The organism is Undibacterium sp. Ji83W, assembly GCF_049340385.1.
GTDB lineage: Bacteria > Pseudomonadota > Gammaproteobacteria > Burkholderiales > Burkholderiaceae_D > Undibacterium.
Map to the genome: position 1 here is coordinate 140,562 of NZ_JBMPOZ010000014.1, position 22,081 is coordinate 162,642.

A 22,081-nucleotide genomic window follows, 5' to 3' on the forward strand; every position below is an offset into this window, starting at 1 on the left:
GTTTTGCTCGCCATGAAACGGGCAAGCACACTGCTGCTAAGTTGTACTACTGGCCTGATTGCAAAAGCGGATTTCCTGCGGATACGGAAACACATCATCCACCTTGCCATCGACTATGCGTTTCTTGCGGGCCTGCCAGTATTCGGCGGTCAGCAAGTCTGCGTGATGCTGCATAAAATATTTTCTGACGTTATTATTCCCCAGAAGGAAAGTGCCAAACTGTTCTGGGAAAACATCATTCTTTGCAATCGGATACCAGGGCTCGGCAGACATCTCGTCTTCTTCATTGCGCGGCAAAGGTATCTTGCGGAAATTGCAGTCGGTGATGTATTCGATTTCATCATAGTCATAAAAGACGACGCGGCCATGACGGGTGACACCAAAGTTTTTATACAGCATGTCACCAGGAAAGATATTCGCTGCCACCAGGTCCTTGATGGCGCTGCCGTATTCTTTCAAGCCATGTTCCATGGCTGCCATGTCACCACCGCGCTCGGCTTCGGTGAGCCAGATGTTCAGCGGTGTCATGCGGCGTTCTATGTACAAGTGCTTGATGACGACTTCATCATCATTCACTTCCAATAGAGACGGTGCGTATTGCCTGATCTCGGCCAGTAATTCTTCTGAAAAACGGGCGCGTGGAAATGCCACATCAGAATATTCCAGCGTATCTGCCATGCGGCCCACGCGGTCGTGATTTTTTACCAGCAGGTATTTTTCCTTGATCAGGGCTTTGGTAGTTTCCTTGGGTGGCGGGAAACTGTCCTTGATCAGTTTGAACACATACGGGAAAGACGGCAGCGCAAACACCAGCATCACCAAGCCACGTATGCCAGGTGCGGCTTCTATGCGGTCAGATGAATATTTAAGATGGTGCAAAAAATCGCGGTAAAACAAATTTTTGCCATGTTTTTGCAGGCCTATCATGGTGTAGATTTCACTGCGCGGCTTCTTGGGCAAGATACTGCGTATGAATTGCACATAGGCCGATGGCACTTCCATGTCCACCATGAAATAAGCGCGGGTGAACGAGAACAGTACTGTGATCAGCATGGTGTCGAAGATCACTGTATCCAGCACCAGTTCTGCCTTGCGCTTGTGCATGACGGGGATGACAAAGGGATATTCTTTATTGCCATTGATGCCCTTGCCTATGATGTAGGCTGACTTGTTGCGGTAGAACAGGCTGGCCAATACCTGTATCTGGTGGTTTGGCTCCAGTTTTGCGGGGCCAAAATTCTCGCGCAGGCGCGCTTCCACCAGGGCCACATCGCGGTCCAGGTCTTCAAATTTGGCATTCAGCTGGAAGTTCGTGACGATGCGCTTGATGGTGAAGTTCAGGCCATCTGTCGCTGGATAATATACGCGGTAACTCGGTGGCGTATCTTCACTTTCCAGATACTCGGTCGAAGTTGCCGGGCGCACAAAGATGAAATCATTGTGATAATAATTTCTGTGCAAAAGCTTGGTGCAGACAGTATTGAAAAAAGTCTCGGCCAGCTCGGGACGCAGATGATCTATGAGCATGCCCATGTAATGCAGTTTGACTTCACGCCAGACTTCATCGCTCAGGTCTTCTTCTGCATATTCATCTTCCATTGCCTGCACACATTCGCGCACGCGGGTGTCGTAATAACCTATGCGTTCGCGTGCGGCGATTTGCGCCGCTTTCCAGTCACCCGTCTCAAATTGCTGCTTTGCCCTTTGGCTGCTGGCTCTGAACAAGTGATAATGCTTGTCAAAACCATCAAGTATCGTCCTGGCGATATCAAAGGCGATTTGCGAAGACAGCAATTTGGGGAAATGGGTGTGGGACATGGTCGGTGCTCACTCAGTTAACTGCGGGCTGGAACTGATTTTTCCAAGCCTGTAGTTTACCCAAATCCACGGCAATGCCACCACAAACCACGATCAGTGGTTTTTTAAACTCAGCCAGTACTGGCAAGTTCTGGTAAGCAACTGCCAGTGCCGCACCGCAAGCTGGTTCCACCAGGGCCAGCATGTCATCAGCAAAATCCAGGCAAGCTTGCACAGCCTGGGCATCGCTGACGGTAACGGTGTGGACAGTGCGCTTGCGCGTCCAGTCAAATGCCTGTTGCGCCACCTTGCGCGCACCCAGGGTGCTGGCAATGGACGTGATCGCTGGCAAAGTCACCAGTTCGCCCGCTTGCACTGCGGCATGCAGGGATGCTGCGCCTTCGGTTTCTGAGGCGATGATGGGTATGTGGCCAAGGCCAGTGCGTTCCAGGCCAAGAGCAATGCCACTCAGCAAGCCACCACCACCGACTGAGCAAATGACGACATCAAAATCGAGCTTGCCTGCCACTTCATCAATCATCGTCGCATTGCCATCCCAGATGTCGGCATGGTCAAACGGCGGGATGTAGACGGCACCTGGTTGTTCACAGAGACGCAAGGCGGCCTGATTGGTTTCATCCCAGACACCACCTTCGACAATGACAGTGGCACCAATGGCACGTATGGCTGCGCGCACGCTTTCATGCGTGGTTTGCGGCACCAATATCGTGGTTTGCACATTCAGTGCCACGCCTGCGACGGCAGCGGCAAAACCGGCGTTGCCACCAGAAGGGCAAACAAAATGTTTCGCCCCGTTGCCAGCAGCGCGCTGGCACATCAGGCCGATGCCGCGCAATTTGAACGAGCCTGAAGGCTGGGTATTTTCCATCTTCAGCCAGGCTGGTTTTCCCAGACTGGCAGACAGACGCCGATGTTCAAGCAAAGGCGTAGCGATATGTAATTGCGTCATAAATTGACCAGTGTAGCGCAAATGGCTTATTTGGTTTCTGCAAACAATTCGCGACCTATCAGCATGCGGCGTATCTCGCTGGTGCCCGCGCCAATTTCATACAGCTTGGCATCGCGCCACAGGCGACCTACCGGGTATTCATTGATATAACCATTGCCACCCAGGGTCTGGATGGCTTCGCCTGCCATCCATGTGGCTTTTTCCGCCGAATACAAAATCGCACCGGCAGCATCCTTGCGCAGGGCGCGTACTGCTTCTGGCGTCTTGGCGCGGTCACAGGCCTGACCAACCGCATACACATACGCCTTGCACGCCATCATGGTGGAATACATGTCTGCCAGCTTGCCCTGCATGAGCTGGAATTCACCGATAGGCTGACCAAATTGCTTGCGGTCATGCACATAGGGAACCACTGCATCCATACAGGCCTGCATGATACCCAGAGGGCCGCCGGACAAGACGGTACGTTCAAAATCCAGGCCAGACATCAGGACGTTCACGCCCTTGCCCAGGCCACCGAGTACGTTTTCTGCCGGGACTTCGCAATCCTGGAATACCAGCTCACCTGTGTGGGAGCCGCGCATACCCAGTTTGTCGAGCTTTTGCGCAATGCTGAAACCTTTATAGCCTTTTTCTATGAGGAAGGCTGTCATGCCACGCGGGCCAGCTTCCAGGTCATTCTTGGCATACACGACCAGGGTGTCGGCATCAGGACCATTGGTGATCCACATTTTGGTACCGTTCAAGACCCAGCGGTCACCCTTCCAGTCGGCACGCAATTTCATGCTGACCACGTCGGAACCGGCATTTGGCTCGGACATGGCGAGTGCGCCTATATGCTCACCGCTGATCAGTTTTGGCAGGTATTTGGCTTTTTGTTCTTCTGTGCCATTGCGCTTGATCTGGTTTACGCACAGGTTGGAGTGGGCACCATACGACAAGCCGACAGAAGCAGACGCACGGGAAATTTCTTCCATGGCAATGATATGAGCGAGATAGCCCATGTTTGCACCGCCGTATTCTTCACTGACTGTCACACCCAGGATGCCGAGGTCACCCATCTTGCGCCACAGATCCATGGGGAACTGGTCGCTGCGGTCTATCTCGGCAGCACGCGGGGCAATTTCTGCCTGGGCAAATTGCTGCACGGCTTCGCGCAAAGCGGCGATATCTTCGCCATGATCAAAAGTCAAACCTGGTAAATGGAGCATGTCGTCCTCACACTTTTATAAAATTGAAATTCGCTGGCTTATGCTAACTTATGCTTATTTATAATCAAGCATACCAGCCATATTACTGCTTACAGTCGCCATAGAACTAGCGGCGACTGGCTTACGCTTTAGATTCTGCCTTGGGTATCACAAACAAAGTCTGTTGCATGATGGCACAGAGTTTTTCCTGGCCTTCATGCACTACAAACACTTCTGCACTGGATACCACGAGGGTTTTACCTGCCTTCAAGACCTTGCCACGAGCGATCAAGGTATCGCCCTTGCCGGGTGCGACGATATTGATCTTGTATTCTGCAGTTAAGCACTCACTCACCGGCATCAGTTGGGTATTCGCGGCATAGCCACCGGCTGCATCAGCTATCGTGCCGATGACACCACCATGGAAATAGCCATGCTGCTGGCTGACTACCTCGCTAAATGGCAAGCTGATTTCACAGGCACCGGGGGTGATGCTGGTCAAACGGGCATTCCAGGCCATCAAAGCTCCCTGTGCATTGAAGCTTTCCAGCAAGCTCAGGGCCAATTTGTGATCCAGTGTCGCTGTGCTTTGCTGCGTTGCCTGATTGCTCATAAAACCCCCAATAGCCAAGGAAAAATCATCTCAGGCAAAAATAATACGTCTAATTGACGTTTACGTAAACGTCAATTCATTGATTTGACGCTTTTCAAGCTTGCCAAGAAATACATATTACTGATCAACCTTCATCTGAGGACGAAAAAAGTTGCGGGATATATTCCACACACCGCATAAAAATGCCAGATAAAGCGCACCCACACCGTAAATGACACCCATTTGATGATCATTGCCATTGTTAAGCTCAAGAAAAGCTGCCGCAATTGTCTTGTGTGAAAGAAAAGTACCAAAAAACAAGACCAGCAATAACAAAAGACCACCCATTAATATCAGGTGTATCGTATTTTTTATTGTTATTTTTTCTGGATAGCGTGCCGCATAAAACACAAAACCAACGGAGAAAAATTGAAGATTAAGCAATAATTTAAGCATCGCTACCTGCCTTTACGGATGTGAATGCAGTGTCTTATTCCGGCTTAGCGCTCGCGTGAGCCAACAAACTGCGGCTCTTTTCTTCGTGCGCGCTGATTTCTGCCAGCATGATTTCTATATCTTCACGCTGTTGTTCCAGCGCCGCTCTATGCCTGGCCAGCACCACCAAAAAGCTCTGCAACTGTACTTCAGTATCCTTGGGAGAACGGTACATATCGACCAGGCTCTTGATATCCGACAGGCTCAGGCCCAGACGTTTGCCACGCAGGGTCAGCTTAAGATGGGTGCGTTCCCGCGTTGTATAAACACGGTTGCGGCCGCCCGGCCCTTCACGTGTGGGGCTGAGCAAACCCTGGTCTTCATAGAATCGTATCGCCCTCGGGGTAATATCAAATTCGCGGGCAAGTTCGGTAATGGTATAGGTGGCCATGGTCAATCTGGTGAAAAAACACAGAAACAGTTTTCTGATTACAATCTGCACTTGATGCAGTTGACGTTAACGTCAAATAGTTTTAAATCGCATTGTAGGCTATTCCAGCGCTTCTGGAGTCATCCATAATGAGAAAACAGGCAGCAGACGTATAGCCACCACAATAACAAAAGAGACAGCCATGAACTTACTAGAACAACAACTCCACTATCCTTTTGGCGAGACCTTGCCCGACATCGGCAAGACCATGGAAATCGCCCCCGGCGTGCTGTGGATACGCATGGGTCTGCCCTTTGCCCTGAACCATATCAATCTGTGGTTGCTGGAAGATGAGCTGGAAACCAGCCAGGGCAAGGTCCGTGGCTGGACAGTGGTGGATTGCGGCATCGCCAGCGACGCCACCCGTGACGCCTGGGAGATCTTGTTCGGCGACCTGAACAACCATTTGCGCGGCCTGCCTATCATTCGCGTTCTTGCCACCCATTGCCACCCTGACCATATAGGCCTGGCCGACTGGCTGTGCAGCCGCTGGAATGTGCAACTATGGATGACGGCAGGCGAATATGCCTTTGCCCGCATGATGTCGGCCAGCCTGCCAGGTGCGGATGGCACGGCCATGTTCCCGCATTTTCGCAAGCATGGCCTGGTCGATAGCGGCATGCGGGAGCAGATACAGGAAAGAAAAACCCATTACACCCGGCTGGTGCCGACTGTACCAACGGCCTACCACCGCATGCAAGAAGGTCTGGACGTCATCATCAATCAGCGCCACTGGCAAGTCATCGCCGGTTTTGGTCATTCACCTGAACATGCGTCCTTGTATTGCGCAGAGCTGAATATCCTGATCTCTGGCGATATGCTGTTGCCGCGCATCTCTACCAATGTTTCGGTGTTTGCGATAGAGCCGGAAGCCAATCCCGTGCAGCAGTACATAGATTCACTGAAAAAATACCTGCCACTGCCAAAAGACGTGCTGATCCTGCCTTCGCATGGCAAACCCTTCAAGGGCTTGCATACCCGCGTACAGCAATTGCAAGACCACCATGCCGAGCGACTGGAAGAAGTAAAGACGGCCTGTGCCACGGCTCAGTCAGCCATGGACATCGTCCCCATCATGTTCCGCCGCCCGCTCGACTCTCACCAGCTGACTTTCGCCATAGGCGAGGCGCTGGCGCACTTGCACAAGCTCTGGTATGACGGTGTCTTGCGCAGGGAAACGGGTGAGGATGGAGTGTTGCGTTTCATATTAAAATAAGCGTGAAATAAATATGAAAAAAATAGCCCCATTTTGAAGTGGAGCTATATACGCATTTGCTTAAATTATTGCTGAGGTATTCTGCTGATTTGCACGCTGACTATCTGCCATTTACCATCGCGCTGCGCATAGATATCGATGTAACGGTAATGTGATTTGAAAGATTTGCCATCATAGCGGCCTGTCATTCTGGTGCGGCCACTGAGCAGGGCCACACTACCGTACAGACGTATTTCAAAATCTTCGACCTTGTAGGGATCAATTTCCAGCTTGTCTGATACCAGGCCATTGACGAAACTGGTCTTGGTTTCAAGATCGCCATCGCCGTCTATCTGACGAAAATCTTCCGCCATATTGGCTTCTATCGCCGCTTTGTCCTTGCGGACGATAGCGGCATCCCAGTCGTCAGACAATTTCGTCAATTGCGCGACCAGAGCGGCGTTCTTAGCATCAGTGGAGTCGGCTGCATGTGCAGGCAATAATCCCAGACTGACAATAGCCAGCAATACACTGACCGCCCCAAAATATTTCTTGAACATCTTCATCCTTTTATAAAGCACGACCATCATAGTGATGCACAGGTATGGATGCCAGATCTATGTCTTCCAGGCAGCGCAGATTGATAGCAGCAACCTTATTACCTTTGGGGTCTACCCCTTCAGCATAGGGGTGCATGCCGCAAGTGGGGCAAAATTTATGGTGTATCACATGCTTGTTGAAGATGTAGGTACTGGCGGCATCTTCCGGCGTCAGCAAGTGCAAATTGCCGAATGGCACAAACCACAACAGCGACCCCTTGCGTTGGCAGATGGAACAATTACAGGCGAGCCCGCTGTCTATCTCGCCTTCTACTTCAAATGCGATTTTGCCGCAATGGCAGCTACCTTTATGCATGAATAAACTCCCTGGATTAATGATGATATCTGATGGTATCTGATGGACTGTACTAGCTTGCCGTATCCTGCCAGTATTCACCGGGCCGGTAATTGCCGAAATACCATAGATGCCCTTCAGGATCGAGCACCATATAACCCCTGGCACCATAATCCTCGGTTTGCAATGGCCGCACCAGTTTGGCACCGGCGGCAATTGCCCGTGCGTGGTGAGCATCTGGATCATCCACGTAGACGCTGAGTGCCTGCGAAATACCGGTCAGGGATTTGGGGCTGACATGATGCGTCTCAGCCTTGGGTGAGCTGATCATGATGACGCCCGTGCCCAGGCTCAGCTCTGAATGCTCTATGCGATTACCATCACCAGGCACCACGAAGCGGCAGTTAAAACCAAAGGCCTTGACCAGCCAGTCTATAGCGACAGGCGCATCATCATAAATCAGGCTGGGGTGGATATCAGATGGGGTACGGTAAGACTCAGACATGACGCTTTCCTTTCAGGATGGAAATGACGGGGCCGACGAAACTTACTTTATCGGGACTTACGCAAAACCGCTCCAGCTGCGTTGTATCTCCTAGCCGTACTAAAGTACTGTCTTCGTCGCTACGCCTTGCTGGAACAATTTTGCGTAAGCCCTATTTATATACAAAAAGGCAATCACATACAAGCCATCAATGTCTATGCAGGCTAGTCTGACCACATTTATTTTTGCGTATCCCGTTCGCGGCAACTGAGCATGGCGTAATCGGCCCTGGGCAATTTGTGATCAATGTGAAACATCCTGAGCCTGTCAAACACATCAGCATGCGGGGTGAAAGTGCAGGCGTTTTTGTTGGCAAATTCTTGCACGGCCCGGGTATCAGCATTGATCTTTAACATCAGGCCCATACCAGGACTGACACAACAGCCTACATACTTATCCATGTATTCTTCTTCCAGCAAAATCAATGTATGCCCCATGAAGCTGGCTGGTTTTTGCAAGAGATAAAAATCGATGTAGTCGGCACGCTGCTGCGGCTTTTTACTGATGATGGCCGCTTGCTGGTAAGCCCGTATCACAGGCCTGGATTCGGCCTGCCTGTCTTGTCCATCAGCTTTGATTTTGAGAGCCAGGATGAGCTGGTTTTCCAGCCTGGCATCATCCGCCAGACTATGTGGTGAGAGCGCGCTAAGCAACAAGCCCATCATAGCGTAAGCCAGGCAATACAGTATTTTATTCATCATGATGTCTAGCGCTTGATCAAGCGGATTTCAAACAATTTTGGCCACAATTTACCGGTGACGAATAATCTGTCTTTGGCTGCGTCATAGGCAATGCCGTTGAGTACATCCGGGGTATTCATGATGCGGTCACCCATGGGCAGCAAACCATTCAAATTGATCCAGCCGATGACCTTGCCGGTTTTGGGGTCGATGCGGGCTATCATGTCGGTTTGCCAGATATTGGCAAAAATCTCGCCTTTTACCCATTCAAGCTCATTCAACTGGTCTACTGCCTTGCCATCTGCCGTTACCTTGATGCGGTGGGTTTCGCGTAAAGTGAGTGGGTCAAGGAAGCGCAATTCTGCAGTGCCGTCGCTCATGATGATTTCTTTATCATTGCGTGCGAGGCCCCAGCCTTCGCCCTTGTAGGCGAATTCTTTTTGAAATGCGAAAGTGTCGAGATCAAGCACATAGCCCGCCTGAGTCGTCCAGGTGATGCCTATAATGCGCTTGTCCCACCAGGTGATACCCTCACCAAAAATCTGTCTGGGCAAATCCATTTTTTGCAAGACCTCACCAGTTTCCAGCCTGACCTTGCGTACAGTAGAACGGCCTTGCAAACCCGTGCTTTCAAACAGGAAGCCATCCTTGATAAACAAACCCTGGGTGAAGGCATTCGGGTCATGCGGGTAGGCGTGTACTACTTCATAGGTATAGCTAGGAATTGCTGATGCTGCCAGCGTTGTGCCCGCTGGCAGAAATACCATACCACCTGCGATACCAATATACAACAAACCGGACAATACGCCTGAAAACAAGCTTGCCGATAATCCTGTTAACTTCCATTTACGCATGCAGATATCCCATCCTTGGCAGGCAACAGCATTGCTGCCTCTCTTACTGAATTTTACCAAGCCCCGTCATCAAAGACCGCTTTGGCATAGAAGGAGGAAAGAATAGATATTTTCTGCATGGCTGTCACCTGAATTTACTTAGCGTGACAAATCTCTTGTCAGCAAAACTGACTCAGGAAGGTTTTTCCAGCTGCTCATACACGGCATTGGAAATACGCGCGAGTTCAGCTTTGCTGATACTGCCCGACAAGGCATAACCAAATTTGCCATCGACCCAGTAAAACACATTGACCTTGCCATCTTGCAGGAACTTGAAACCGGTATCCTTGTTTTGCACCTGATCATTACTGACATACAGGGTCAGGCGCTGGCCGGTCGCATCCTGATACATGAACTGGGCGACAGGGCCAGTGCCACCCGGCAAAAGGCGGCCACCGACCAGCTCATAGGATAACTTGCCCAGCTTGGGCGCACGCATGGGGCTACCCATGCGCTTGGATAACCAGGCGACCAGTTGCTCTTCCTGCTCTGCCCCCACTTCTACAGGGCGGCGCACATCAGGGCTATAAACCAGATGGGCAATTGCCGCCTGATGGGCAAAACCTGCCGCGCCATGGATGCCGTTTTTTTGCACATCAGCCTGTGCCAGCACCGCACTGGCATCGCTATGCCCATGTAACCACCAACCGCTACTGGCGCTAACGAAGGCGATGGCGACACCAGCAACAAGATGGCGCCAGCCCCAGACAGGCTGATTGGCTGCAGCAGTAGTTGGCCCGCGTATTGAACTGAGTCGGGCGGGAACGGGTTCATCAACGACCGCATCAAACAAGGTATGCAGGTCAGCATTCTGTTTGCGCCAGGCAGACACTTTTTCCTGCTCAGCCAGATTTGCCTGAAGATAATGTTCTACCTCGACCAGCCGCACAGCAGACAGTTGACCGTCGACATAGGCATGCAAGTCTGCTTCGCTGATGGGCTCATGTTTCATGATCTGGCCTTGTTCACTTGACGACTTTCAAGACTGTGCTGGTAGGACGCATTTCCATGATGGCACGCAGTTTTTCACGACCACGCGACAGTCGCGACATCACGGTTCCCAGAGGGATATTCAAAGTCAGGGAAATGTCTTCGTAGCGCATTTCTTCCAGCACGACCAGCAATAATACTTCGCGCTGCTCCAGCGGCAATTGCATCAATGCCGCTTGCAGGTCGCGCAACTCCAGACCATGGTTCTGGCTGGCGGCTTGTGCAGGCAAGGATGCATCTTCATCATCCAGCTCTACTGTAGCCAGCGATGGCTTGCGCAATTGATCCAGCCGCAGATTATGCATGATGCTGAATAACCATGCGCGCATGTCGCCATCAGGCAAGAAAGACCCCAGCTTTAGCCAGCCACGCTCCATGGTGTCTTGCACCAGATCATCCGCACCCACCCTGTCACCCACCAGCGCACGCGCATAGCGGCGCAAGCGGGGTATGCAGGCCAGTAACTGGCTGCGGCTGTCTGCCTGACTCATTTGTCAGACAGCATGAGACGTGATGAAGATAAGGCAGGGCATGCTTTAATCCTTGACCAGGTGCCAGACATTTTTAAAATTATCACCAGTGCGCTCACCTGCTTTTTTATCAGCCGCATACAGGTACAAAGGCTTGCCGTCATAGGCCAGTTGTGTGCTGCCATCATCGCGGGTGACGACAGAATATTTGCCAGCTGGCAGTTTGGCAGGTACAGCTACTGGCGGCCAGTTAGCTGCACAAGGACCATTGCAAGCGCTTTTGCCACTACCGGCTACATCCTTGTCGAAGCTGTACAGAGTCATACCTGTATCACTGACAAGCACACCATCCGCCACCTTGGGTGCAGACTGCGCTTGCGCAAACCCGCAAATGAAGGTGGCGCTGGTCAGCAGGGCAAGGTAAATTTGTCTGGTTTTCATCGAAGGACTCCTGAATGATTAATAAAGTATAAGTGGCTAAACGCCTGTTAGCAGCATTACACGTTCCAACTGCTTACACAGGGATATACGTAAGCCAGCCAGACTTTATTCCAGCAAAGTGAAAATATTTAGCTTCAAGTAGTTTTCGCCCGACCCTCATCGGCCACGATGCAATTGCGGCCTGCGGCTTTGGCGGCATACATGGCTTCATCAGCACGCTTCAACAAGCGTTCACGGCTTTCGCGACCATCCCAGGTGGCGATGCCAAAACTGCCTGTCGTGGCCGGGGAGTTTTGCAGGCTCTGATGCTCCATGCGCTTGCGCAGGTTTTCTGCCAAACCGTGGGCACCCGCAGTGCTGGTATGCGGCAAGAGCAGGGCAAATTCTTCGCCACCTATGCGCGCCAGTTGATCATTCGAGCGCAATGCTCCCTTGACCAGATTGGCGGTAGTACGCAAGACCTGATCACCCTGAGCATGGCCATGGGTATCATTAATGGCCTTGAAATGGTCGAGGTCAAATACCAGCACCGACAAGGGTTCAGACTTGTAGCGGGCAGCTTCCATTTCCAGTTGAAACTGGTCCATGAAAGCACGCCGGTTCAAGATACCTGTCAGCGAATCTGTTGTCGCCAGCCGGTTCAGGTTCAGGTTTTGCCTGCTCAGGGGACTCAATACCCAGTATTGCAGCAAGATATTCAAGGTGGCAAACAAGAGGGTGAATACCGCCACCAGTGGCCACAGAAAGCGTTGAAAAGCCGCCGCGCTGCGTTCTTTTGATCTATCCAGCGGTACTGTCACGGCTTGCACACCGACAATTTCATCCATCTTCCAGCCATAGCCATGGGTATTGCCATAAATCCTGACCATGCCGGCTGGTGCATCTGCGACTTTGCCGTGGCAAGCCATGCAGGTGGCATCGCGGATTTTGATGGGCCTGACCAGATGCAGGGTTTTATCGCGCACATAAGTCGTGATTTCTGCATCCGCATAGGGAGTACGGCCAGAACGGTAATTGTCTATGACTTCCCTGATCCAGGGTTCACGCGCCATGTTGGCAAGATTCAGGGGATTTAATACTGTCTCGGAATATTGGTAGCCAGGGTATTTTTCAAACAGCAGACGCATGGTTTCCATGGTCACAAATGCCGGAATATCGTCAGGCTTGAATTGTTCCTGATTTAGATCGGCTCTGACATGCTGGGAAGAATAGGAACGTATCGCCAGTGCGGCTTGCAGGCTGAGCCTGGCCTCGTGCTTGACTTCTTCCAGCGTGGCCTTCTGGACTTCGTTTTTATAATAAGCCGTTGCCAGCAGCAGTGCCAGTGCAAAAGTCAGCAATAAGACCAGATTGAACTTCACCCGGAAACTCATGATTGCCCCTAAGCCATGCGCTGCTGCGCAATTTGTCTCGGATATTTTTATGCCGCTTTATACTAGAACTCATTTCATAAATAGGGTGAGATGCGTTTGCCTCATAACACGGGCTGGCAAGGCGGATGAGGCAGTCAATAGCGGTGGCTGTCCAGCGCGTGTTATGAGGCAAACCCTTCGGGAACTGACTATTCGGGCGCATTGCAGCGTGCAGTTTGTTACCCCGCCCTCGCTAAGGCACCAGCCTTAGCTTCGCAGGGTACACATCTTAGGCCTTGCACTGCATCCCAAATCGTCTTGTTCGCACTCATCCTATTTATGAAATGAGTTCTAAGCATTATCGTAGATTGCGAGCAAGAAATGGGTGCAAAACAGGGGATTTTACGAGTTTTCACTTTGCTGCATTGCCCGGCAGAGAGGTCTGCTGTAGCGTGAAAATCGGGAACAGGCTCACCTGGCAGGAAATGAGCCTGTAAAATTTACAACTAAGCCGGAGCCCTGGTTGGGTCAGCCAGAGAGGCCAGATAAAAAGGATCGGTTTGCGCCGCCAGATTAACGCCGCCACTGGTGGTGACAAATGCCGCATAAGGCGAAGCTGCCAGCGTCTGGTTACGCATTTTGATGTTTTTCTGGTTCCAGTCGTTATTGTCTTTGCTTAGTTTTTCATAAGCGACTTCATAATTCTTCAGTTGATCACCCCATTCGGCAGTGCCCTGCTCTGCTGTCGGGCGTTTGATCGAGTTCACCGAATCTGGCCTTGGATCAGTGTTGAATACCAGGTCTGCCGCCAGCAGGTTGGGGCCACCGCCAGGATTGGAAGCCATGGCAAAAGCCGATGGATTAGCCGGGTCATACACCCTGTAAGCTGCATGAGTAGGGTTGACTGCCGCAATGGTCGTGGTTGGTGCTGCCGGTGGCGTGGCTGCTGGTGTGCTTGCGGCAACCGTGGTTTTGCTGCTGGCCGTAGTGTCGCTGACACTGGCAACTGTGGTTGAACCTGTCGCCGCGCTGGCTGCTGGTGCTACAGGTGCAAGCGGTGCAATAGATGCCGCCGCTGCCACAGGTACAGCAGCAGGCTGAGGCGCCTGCAATTGCTCACGCAAGGCTGCCAGTGTGGCTTGTATCTGTGCTGCCAGATCCGTGGTCTGGGTATCGGTACTGAGGCCAGCGGCCTTTTCCTTGATGGCGCTCACCAGATCTGCTTTGGTTTCTGGCTTGACTGCTGCCTGTAGCGCCGCCTTGAACTTGTCGGCACTCTGCTCTGCATCGGCCAGCCTGGATTTGAGCTTGCTTTGCAAAGCCTGCACATCGCTGAAAATCGAATTTAAGTTTGAAATGTCCTGCATATATCCTCCCGGGATGGGCTGCGCTTTAGATAGCTATAGCCCTTGCTTTTGCTGAGATCACTCAGCCTGATTTGATAAGCTAGAAAATATCAAACAAAGTGCCTGATTGAAGCTCAAAAAAGAGGCAATTTCCGACGCCAGTTCCAGCTTTGGAGCAAGCTGAACATTTTCAGCCGTCGAGGTAGATGTAATATAAATACATGCCGTTAACGAATAAAATACCTGAATTTAGCTTAATAATTTAAAATACCTGAATAAATGTAGTTTAAGTACATAAAAATAGTGAGTATATTCACCAGGAGACAGTATGAAAACCATCACCTTTGTACGCTTGTCCATTAGCTTGCTGGCTTTGATACCGGTATTTGTACAGGCACAGCCAACCATGGAACATGTAGAGCCTGGCTTTTGGTGGACGGGAATGAAGAGTGACAAGCTGCAGGTCATGTTGCATGGCAAACAAATTGCCACGTACACACCACACATTAATTATCCTGGCGTACAGATCAAAGGCATACACAAGCTCAGCAATCCCAATTACCTGTTTCTGGATCTACAAATCTCGCCAAGCACCCACCCCGGCAAATTCGAGATCAGGATGCTGCAAGGTGCCCAGCAATTTGCTATTCCCTATGAACTCAGGGCACGTGAAAAAGGCTCTGCGCAACGGCGCGGCTTTGGTCCATCAGATGCAATCTTGAATCTCATGCCTGACCGTTACGCCAATGGCGATACCAGTAATGACAGCCTGCCCGGCTTTGCCGACAAGCTGGACCGCAACGATGCCAGCGCTGGCCGCCATGGCGGTGACCTCAAGGGTGTACGTGATCATCTCGACTATATCGCTGGCATGGGATACACCATGCTCTGGCCTACCCCGGTAGTAGAGAATAATCAGCAAACTTATTCCTACCATGGCTATGCGGTGACCGATTATTACAAGGTCGACGCCCGTCTGGGCAGCAATGAAGAATATCTCCAACTGGTGGCCGAAGCAAAAAAACAGGGCATAGGCGTGATCCAGGATATCGTGCTCAACCATATCGGCGATGGCCACTGGTGGATGAAGGATTTGCCTGGCAAAGACTGGCTCAGCTACGACAGTGAATTTGTACCCACCTACCATGCGCGCACTACGGTCAGCGACCCATACGCCTCCGCCATCGATAAAAAGAATTACACGCAAGGCTGGTTTGAAGTACACATGCCGGACATGAACCAGAACAATCCACTGGTGGCGAATTACCAGATACAAAATACCATCTGGTGGATAGAATATGCCGGGCTGGCAGGCATACGCGCGGACACTTATGGCTATTCTGACCCGGTCTTTCTGAGCGAGTGGTCGCGCCGCGTCATGCAGGAATATCCACACCTGACACTGGTCGGTGAGGAATGGTCAGACAACCCCAACCTGGTAGCGCACTGGCTGCGCGGTCACAAGAATGCGAATGGCTATGTTTCACACATGCCCAGCATGATGGATTACCCCCTGCATGATACTTTGCGCAAAGCCCTGGTCGCACCAGAGAACCTGCATTCCGGCTTTGCTACCCTGTATGAAGCCTTGGTCATTGACCTGCTCTACCCGCAACCATCGTCTATGGTGCTATTCGAGGGCAATCATGATGTCAGCCGCCTGTATAGCGCCCTCGATGAAGACCTGGATTTATTCAAGATGGCGATCACCTATGTCGCCACCATGCCACGCACGCCACAGTTTTACTATGGGACAGAGATTCTCATGACCAGCACCAAACACAGGGATGATGGTGCATTTCGAAAAGACTTTCCCGGTGGCTGGGCGGATGATGCAGTGAATGCCTTCACTGGTGCAGGGCTGACTACCAGACAACTGGAAGCGCAGGCCTTTATCAAAAAACTGCTGAACTGGCGCAAGACCCAGAGCGCCATCCACAGCGGCAAACTGATGCACTTTGCGCCGCAGGACGGTATCTATGTGTATTTCCGCTATGACCAGAAGCGCAAATTCATGGTGGTGATGAACAAGAATGCTACTGAGGCAGAATTGGCGACGACACGCTTTGCCGAGATCTTGTCTGCAAACGCCAAGGCCAAAGATGTGTTCAGTGGACAGGCATTTGAACTGGCGCAGAAAATGAAAGTGCCTGCGCGCGGCGTCCTGCTGCTGGAAATTATGTAGGCTGAACTGGATACCGACCGGCTTGATCACTGTTGTCAAGTCTGTTACCATCAATTCATGAAAAGCCACTTTGCATCCACGCTGAGCATTAAGACCACCATTATCGCAATGGTGGGTTAGCGCTTTTTCATTTTTTCGCAACCCGCCTACGAGGCGGGTGCATATTGATTGATGCCTGTCTCCCGGCCACATTCAGGAGATTTACATGGCATCAAATTCTCATCATCAAGATCATCAGGCTTCAGTAGCCAGTCCAGCGCGACCGGCACGCTCTGCCTTGTCGTTGGAACATTACCCAAATGGCATGCATGTAGGTGTAGTCGGCGCAACCGGCCTGGTCGGCGAGTTCATGCGTTCGCTGCTGGAAGAGCGCAATTTTCCGGTAAGTTCATTGCGCTTGTTTGCCTCTGAGCGTTCTGCAGGAAAATCACTGGACTGGAAAAATACCAAGATCGTCGTCGAAGACGCGGCGACGGCTGACTATTCTGGCCTGGATGTGGTCTTTTTCTCGGCGGGTGGAGAAACCTCATTGCATTTAGCGCCAGTAGTCGCGGCTGCGGGTGCGCTGGTCATCGACAATTCCTCGGCTTGGCGCATGGACCCTGCCGTGCCGCTGGTGGTGGCTGAAGTCAATCCCCATGACCTGGCAAATATCCCCAAGGGCATCATTGCGAATCCAAACTGCACCACCATGGCAGCCATGCCTGTACTGAAACCACTACACGATATCGCTGGTTTGAAGCGTTTGATCGTCAGCACTTATCAGGCAGTATCGGGTGGAGGTGTGGCCGGGGTAGAGGAGCTGGCAAGCCAGGTGAAAAAGGCTGGCGATGACTGCACCAGGCTCGTCAATGATGGTGCGGGCATAGACTTTCCCGCACCAAAGAAATGGCAGGTACCGATTGCCTACAATGTCGTGCCCTACAACTATCAAGTTGTCGAAGACGGTTATACCGAAGAAGAAATCAAGTTCCGTAATGAAAGCCGCAAGATACTTGGTATCCCGGAATTGAATGTTTCCTGCACCTGTGTGCGTGTGCCAGTATTTACAGGACATTCACTTTCCATCAATGCAGAATTCGAGAAAAACATCCCGGCAGATGCTGCACTTGAGTTATTGAACAGCGCTGCTGGCGTAGTCGTTACTGAGGTACCTAATCCTTTGCAGGCCACTGGCCGCGATCCCGTGTTCGTTGGACGGGTGCGGCACGACCCTACGGTAGCACATGGTCTTGCGATGTTCGTCAGTGCCGACAACTTGCGCAAGGGTGCTGCCCTGAATGCCATACAGATTGCAGAAATTCTTTATGAACAAGGCTTGTGCAGCGTTCACAACAGTGCTCAAAAATGAGAAGGCAATCAGGCTTTGAAAGACGGTGAAAAAACAGGGACATGATTTTGGTGTAGGCTAACAAGCTTTTGCATAGCGTACTTTATCGTGAACAAAGCTCCCGTCTCCACTTACCTGAAACTTGTCTGTGTCGCCCTGTTCTGGGGCGGCACTTTCATTGCCGGGCGTCTGGTCGCCAAAGAAATTCCGCATATGATTGCGGCCTTTATCCGCTTCGCAGTCGCCAGTGTCTTGTTGCTATTGCTGGCATGGCGGCTGGAAGGTGGCTTGCCTAAACTCAGCAGGCAACAAATGCATGCGACCTTTGCGCTGGGTGCAACCGGTATCTTTTTGTATAACCTGTGCTTTTTTGCAGCACTGGAAAACATGCCAGCCGGGCGTACTGCCCTGTTTGTTGCCTTGAACCCTATAGTCACCGCGCTGGCGCTGGCTCTGCTATTTGGAGAAAGACTGAGCAAGATACGCTGGCTGGGTATCATGATTGCCTTTGCCGGTGCAGCGGTAGTGATTACCCGTGGTGACTTGATGAGTGCCGTGCATGACTTGTCGCAATCGCTGGGCAAGGGTGAATTGTTCATGCTAACTGCGATCTGCGGTTGGGCGGCCTATACCATCATAGGCCGGCATGCGCTGAAGGGGCTGTCACCCATTGCAGCCACCACTTATGCCTCACTGTGGGGCTTGCTCTTGCTGGGTCTGGGTGCAGTACTTGAACTGCCACGTTTTGAACCGGCCCGCATGAGCTGGCAAGTGCTGGCTTCGCTGGTGTATCTGGGTGCCTTTGGCACGGTCATCGGTTTTGTCTGGTACTACGAAGGGGTGAAAAGCATAGGACCCTCACGCACTGCGGTATTCAATAATCTGGTACCGGTATTTGGTATCAGCCTGGGTGCGCTGATACTCGGTGAACCGATCTTGCCATCCATGATAGTCGGTGGCTTGCTGGTCATTGCCGGGGTGACTTTGACCAACAAAACCTGATCTATTTCGACCGTGATTTTTCTGCTTCAGAATTAACGCAAACTGACAGCAGGAAAATCCACGTCTGTATGGGCAACGTTATTGACATAGTTGGTTAATACATTGACTGCCACATTCAAGACTATCTCTATGACAGCAGCTTCATCAAACCCCGCTGCACGCACATTGGCCAATGCTGTATCACTGACGCGGCCACGTTGTTCTGCCACCTGGCGGGCAAATTGCAAGGCTGCATTGCTTTTTTCATCTGCGGCCTGGGCACTGCGTGCTGCAGCTATGTCTGCATCGCTGAGTTTCGCCAGGTTTTTGCCCAGATAAGCATGCGCTGCGAGGCAGTATTCACAACCATTGTATTCAGCCACAGTCAGCGCGATACGTTCGCGCAGTTGTGCGCTCAGGCTGCCTTTGGCCAAGGCACCGCTGAGTGACAAATAGCCTTCAAGGGCAGCCGGGCTATTGCCTACCAGTTTCATCAAATTGGGCACCATGCCCAATTGCTGGTTCACTGCAGCCAACAAGGTTTGCGATGCTGCCGGGGATTGTTCTACTGTAGGGATAGTGATGCGGGACATAGGAGTTTCCATTCAGATCTGGTTTAAGGGACTTCGCGTTTCGTGTCAGTGCCGCGAATGGTGTCACTTTGCCTTATTCCGAAAAATAAAAGAATCCTCGTATTTAGTAATTCATAATTCCACACATTGGAATTATGAAATGAAAAAATCGGCCTGATATACATCCAGGCCGATTCTTTTAATGCAGGCACAATAGCTCCTGCATCACCTACTAAAATTACAGATTAAAACTTCTTCCAGAGTTTCACGAAGTAAGAAGCACCACCCAGGCCAAACTGTACGCTGTCATAGTAGAAACCATTGTCGGTTTCATTCGGGTCCTGACGAGTCGGTTTGACGTTGAATACATTATTGCCACCTATGGTCAGCTTGGTAGTGTCATTGAAGGCATAAGTCAAGGCCACGTCTGCCGAGGTTTTAGGTTCGTAATAGGCATTGGGTACGCCAGCGGCTGTGCCTGAGAAAGTACCCAGGGTTTGTGAGCCGTAATGGATGACCTTGAACTCGCCTGACCATGGGCCCTGGTCATAATTGAAGGCCAGCGTGGCTTTCAGTCTTGGGCCGCCCTGCTCTATGAACAGACGTTCACGTTCAGACAGCAAGACATCTTCATAGCCTTTCAGGGATGGAGGGGCTTGCACCTTGGTGACTTCAGTTTTGCTGTAGTTCAAACCCAGATAAGTAGACAATTTGCCCGCACCCAGATTGGTTTTATGGGAAGCCGTCAAATCCAGGCCCTGGGTCTTGGTATTGATGGAATTCACGAAGAACTGTGCCTGGCCCACACCAAGTGCGGACAAGCTTGCGCCCAGTGCCGGATAGTTGTCGGCATCAAAGCGACCTGACAAGACAATACGGTCAGCAATATCGATACGGTACAAGTCGGCTGTCATGGCAAACGCATTATTTGGTTTGAAAGTCAGGCCGAATGTGTAGTTTTTCGAGGTTTCATCCTTCAGTTTGGGTATGCCTGCGGCATTGGCCACTGCGCCGCCATTTGGTGCCAGCACGACGTCCATAGGCTTGCCGCTGATGAAGTCGGTAAAGGTCGAAGAGAAATACACTTGTTGCAGTGATGGTGCACGGAAACCTGTGCTGACCGAGCCGCGCATCAAGACTTCATCTGTCACTTTATAGCTACCGGCGATTTTGCCGGTCAGGGTAGAACCAAAGTCACTATAGCGTTCGCCACGGACTGCAGTCTGCAATTTAAAGCGGTTTGTGATATCGGTTTCTACATCGACATAGGCAGCGATACTATTCCTGTTTTTGTCGGTGCGGTCACCAGGCTGGAAGCCTGGGAAACCCTGGCTACCTGCATTGCCGCCAAAACCGAGACCGTCGACGTCATTGTAAGAACCTGGCTCACCGGCAGTAATCTTGTAGTTTTCACGACGGTATTCAGCACCAAAGGCGACGTTGACACCATTCATGAATCCATCAAAGAAGCGGCTGAAATCCAGATTGGTAGTCGCCTGTGAGAAGGAGAAACCGCCGGCATCAAAACGGCTGGGGCTGATACCCTTGCCACCGGCCAGCAAGTCTTTGTTGGCAATCGAGGCATTGATGGTGTTGCTGACGTTGTACTTGAGTTCATTGAAACCATAAGTCTGCGACAGGTCAGCACGCCATTCGCCGATATCCCATTTATAGCCTACGGTGCCGTAAATGTCATTGATGTCGCCATTGATGTAAGGCACGAAACCATTTGGATACATGGCAGCAGAATTGCGGGAAGGAATGTCATCAGAACCTATGCCACCACGGGCAAATGCGGCTGAAGAGGCCTTGCGTTGCTGTGTGCCCAGAGTGAAATACAGTTTGTCATTGCCGCCGTTAGGTACTTCACCATTCAGGTAAACGGTAGGGCCAGTGACCTTGGTGTCACCGATGGTACGCGGGTTGCCCGGATCAGCACGGTTGGAGCGGCCACGGTCGGTGTATTCAACCGTGATGCCCAATACGCCTTTTTCACCCAGGGCAATACCGCAATACGCAGATGGCAGATAGTTTTTACCATCGCCGACAGAATACTGGCTGTAACCAAAGCTGGCTTCGCAACCCAGGCTTTTCTTGAGGGTGATGTCCATGACGCCAGCAATCGCGTCAGAGCCATACTGGGCGGCCGCACCATCACGCAAGACTTGTACATTGCTGATTGCCATGACAGGAATGGCATTCAGGTCAGTACCGGTATTGCCACGGTTACGGGCACCGAACAAATTCACCAGCGCCACTGTATGACGGCGCTTGCCATTTACCAGCACCAGGGTCTGGTCTGAACCCAGACCGCGCAGGGCGGCCGAATCGATCAGATCGGCACCATCAGCACCGGTCTGGCGGGTGGAATTAAAAGACGGGGAAATATTTGCCAGCGTCTGAGCCAGGTCAAACTGACCACCCTGCTCTGCGGCTTTGGACACCGAGATAAAATCAACAGGCAAAGGGGTATTGGTGGCGCTGGTGTTGGCGCGGCGCGAACCGACGATAGTCATGGTTTGCATTGCAGGATCAGTTGCTTTTTCTGCTGCGGGAGCAGTTTGCGCGTTGACCATGGCCGGAGTGAAAACTGTTGCTGCACTTGCACCATACAGGGCAAGTAAAATCGCTTTGCGCATCTTACTCATAACAAACTTCTCCAAGAATATATAGAAAACCTTAAGCGGTATGCCCAGAAGTATGGTTGTCCAGATATTAGAGTGTCAATTATTGT

Annotated in this window: 22 protein-coding genes; 4 read left to right on the plus strand and 18 right to left on the minus strand. The window is 51.5% G+C overall.

The window, feature by feature from the left end; translation table 11 throughout:
* Positions 1-36: 36 nt before the first annotated feature.
* The 6 genes from aceK to ACO0LD_RS21500 form a co-directional block, all read right to left on the minus strand.
* Positions 37-1,818 carry a bifunctional isocitrate dehydrogenase kinase/phosphatase gene (gene aceK / locus ACO0LD_RS21475; RefSeq protein WP_423010219.1) on the minus strand — a complete coding sequence of 594 codons (1,782 nt, stop codon included), beginning with the start codon at positions 1,816-1,818 and terminating at the stop codon, positions 37-39.
* A 13-nt stretch (positions 1,819-1,831) separates the two neighbouring features.
* On the minus strand, positions 1,832-2,767 hold the full coding sequence (locus ACO0LD_RS21480) for a pyridoxal-phosphate dependent enzyme (RefSeq protein ID WP_423010220.1): 936 nt from the start codon (positions 2,765-2,767) through the stop codon (positions 1,832-1,834).
* Between the two features lie 26 nt (positions 2,768-2,793).
* A complete protein-coding gene (locus ACO0LD_RS21485; RefSeq protein WP_423010221.1) occupies positions 2,794-3,978 on the minus strand; it encodes an isovaleryl-CoA dehydrogenase in 1,185 nt (394 codons plus the stop codon).
* Positions 3,979-4,099: 121 nt separating this feature from the next.
* Positions 4,100-4,570, minus strand: coding sequence for a PaaI family thioesterase (locus tag ACO0LD_RS21490; protein WP_423010222.1), 471 nt, complete (start codon positions 4,568-4,570; stop codon positions 4,100-4,102).
* Positions 4,571-4,687: 117 nt separating this feature from the next.
* Positions 4,688-5,005 (minus strand): hypothetical protein, encoded by a 318-nt coding sequence (locus ACO0LD_RS21495; protein WP_423010223.1) that lies wholly within the window; start codon positions 5,003-5,005, stop codon positions 4,688-4,690.
* 34 nt (positions 5,006-5,039) lie between these two features.
* A complete protein-coding gene (locus ACO0LD_RS21500) occupies positions 5,040-5,435 on the minus strand; it encodes a MerR family transcriptional regulator (protein ID WP_423010224.1) in 396 nt (131 codons plus the stop codon).
* Positions 5,436-5,616: 181 nt separating this feature from the next.
* Between ACO0LD_RS21500 and ACO0LD_RS21505 the strand changes: the two genes are divergently transcribed.
* On the plus strand, positions 5,617-6,690 hold the full coding sequence (locus tag ACO0LD_RS21505; protein ID WP_423010225.1) for an MBL fold metallo-hydrolase: 1,074 nt from the start codon (positions 5,617-5,619) through the stop codon (positions 6,688-6,690).
* Between the two features lie 65 nt (positions 6,691-6,755).
* Here ACO0LD_RS21505 and ACO0LD_RS21510 read toward each other — a convergent pair whose 3' ends face one another.
* The 10 genes from ACO0LD_RS21510 to ACO0LD_RS21555 form a co-directional block, all read right to left on the minus strand.
* On the minus strand, positions 6,756-7,229 hold the full coding sequence (locus ACO0LD_RS21510) for a nuclear transport factor 2 family protein (RefSeq protein WP_423010226.1): 474 nt from the start codon (positions 7,227-7,229) through the stop codon (positions 6,756-6,758).
* 10 nt (positions 7,230-7,239) lie between these two features.
* Positions 7,240-7,584 carry a GFA family protein gene (locus tag ACO0LD_RS21515; RefSeq protein ID WP_423010227.1) on the minus strand — a complete coding sequence of 115 codons (345 nt, stop codon included), beginning with the start codon at positions 7,582-7,584 and terminating at the stop codon, positions 7,240-7,242.
* A 52-nt stretch (positions 7,585-7,636) separates the two neighbouring features.
* The gene (locus ACO0LD_RS21520; RefSeq protein ID WP_423010228.1) at positions 7,637-8,068 is read right to left on the minus strand and encodes a VOC family protein; all 432 of its coding nucleotides are present in this window, start codon (positions 8,066-8,068) and stop codon (positions 7,637-7,639) included.
* A 218-nt stretch (positions 8,069-8,286) separates the two neighbouring features.
* On the minus strand, positions 8,287-8,808 hold the full coding sequence (locus ACO0LD_RS21525) for a hypothetical protein (RefSeq protein WP_423010229.1): 522 nt from the start codon (positions 8,806-8,808) through the stop codon (positions 8,287-8,289).
* Positions 8,809-8,813: 5 nt separating this feature from the next.
* On the minus strand, positions 8,814-9,641 hold the full coding sequence (locus tag ACO0LD_RS21530) for a glutaminyl-peptide cyclotransferase (protein ID WP_423010230.1): 828 nt from the start codon (positions 9,639-9,641) through the stop codon (positions 8,814-8,816).
* Between the two features lie 172 nt (positions 9,642-9,813).
* Positions 9,814-10,632 (minus strand): anti-sigma factor family protein, encoded by an 819-nt coding sequence (locus ACO0LD_RS21535; RefSeq protein WP_423010231.1) that lies wholly within the window; start codon positions 10,630-10,632, stop codon positions 9,814-9,816.
* A gap of 13 nt (positions 10,633-10,645) precedes the next feature.
* The gene (locus ACO0LD_RS21540) at positions 10,646-11,161 is read right to left on the minus strand and encodes an RNA polymerase sigma factor (protein WP_423010232.1); all 516 of its coding nucleotides are present in this window, start codon (positions 11,159-11,161) and stop codon (positions 10,646-10,648) included.
* 45 nt (positions 11,162-11,206) lie between these two features.
* On the minus strand, positions 11,207-11,581 hold the full coding sequence (locus ACO0LD_RS21545; protein WP_423010233.1) for a hypothetical protein: 375 nt from the start codon (positions 11,579-11,581) through the stop codon (positions 11,207-11,209).
* Positions 11,582-11,715: 134 nt separating this feature from the next.
* Positions 11,716-12,954, minus strand: a complete 1,239-nt coding sequence (locus ACO0LD_RS21550) for a diguanylate cyclase (RefSeq protein ID WP_423010234.1) — start codon at positions 12,952-12,954, stop codon at positions 11,716-11,718.
* A gap of 485 nt (positions 12,955-13,439) precedes the next feature.
* The gene (locus tag ACO0LD_RS21555) at positions 13,440-14,300 is read right to left on the minus strand and encodes a hypothetical protein (protein ID WP_423010235.1); all 861 of its coding nucleotides are present in this window, start codon (positions 14,298-14,300) and stop codon (positions 13,440-13,442) included.
* Between the two features lie 307 nt (positions 14,301-14,607).
* Between ACO0LD_RS21555 and ACO0LD_RS21560 the strand changes: the two genes are divergently transcribed.
* From ACO0LD_RS21560 to ACO0LD_RS21570, 3 genes are all read left to right on the plus strand, one after another.
* Positions 14,608-16,464 (plus strand): glycoside hydrolase family 13 protein, encoded by a 1,857-nt coding sequence (locus ACO0LD_RS21560; protein WP_423010236.1) that lies wholly within the window; start codon positions 14,608-14,610, stop codon positions 16,462-16,464.
* A gap of 205 nt (positions 16,465-16,669) precedes the next feature.
* Positions 16,670-17,815, plus strand: a complete 1,146-nt coding sequence (locus tag ACO0LD_RS21565; RefSeq protein ID WP_423010237.1) for an aspartate-semialdehyde dehydrogenase — start codon at positions 16,670-16,672, stop codon at positions 17,813-17,815.
* 87 nt (positions 17,816-17,902) lie between these two features.
* Positions 17,903-18,796, plus strand: coding sequence for a DMT family transporter (locus ACO0LD_RS21570; RefSeq protein WP_423010238.1), 894 nt, complete (start codon positions 17,903-17,905; stop codon positions 18,794-18,796).
* A 32-nt stretch (positions 18,797-18,828) separates the two neighbouring features.
* Here the strand turns inward: ACO0LD_RS21570 and ACO0LD_RS21575 are convergent, their stop codons facing one another.
* A complete protein-coding gene (locus tag ACO0LD_RS21575; protein ID WP_423010239.1) occupies positions 18,829-19,368 on the minus strand; it encodes a carboxymuconolactone decarboxylase family protein in 540 nt (179 codons plus the stop codon).
* 224 nt (positions 19,369-19,592) lie between these two features.
* Positions 19,593-21,995, minus strand: a complete 2,403-nt coding sequence (locus ACO0LD_RS21580) for a TonB-dependent receptor plug domain-containing protein (RefSeq protein WP_423010240.1) — start codon at positions 21,993-21,995, stop codon at positions 19,593-19,595.
* Between the last annotated feature and the right edge of the window lie 86 nt (positions 21,996-22,081).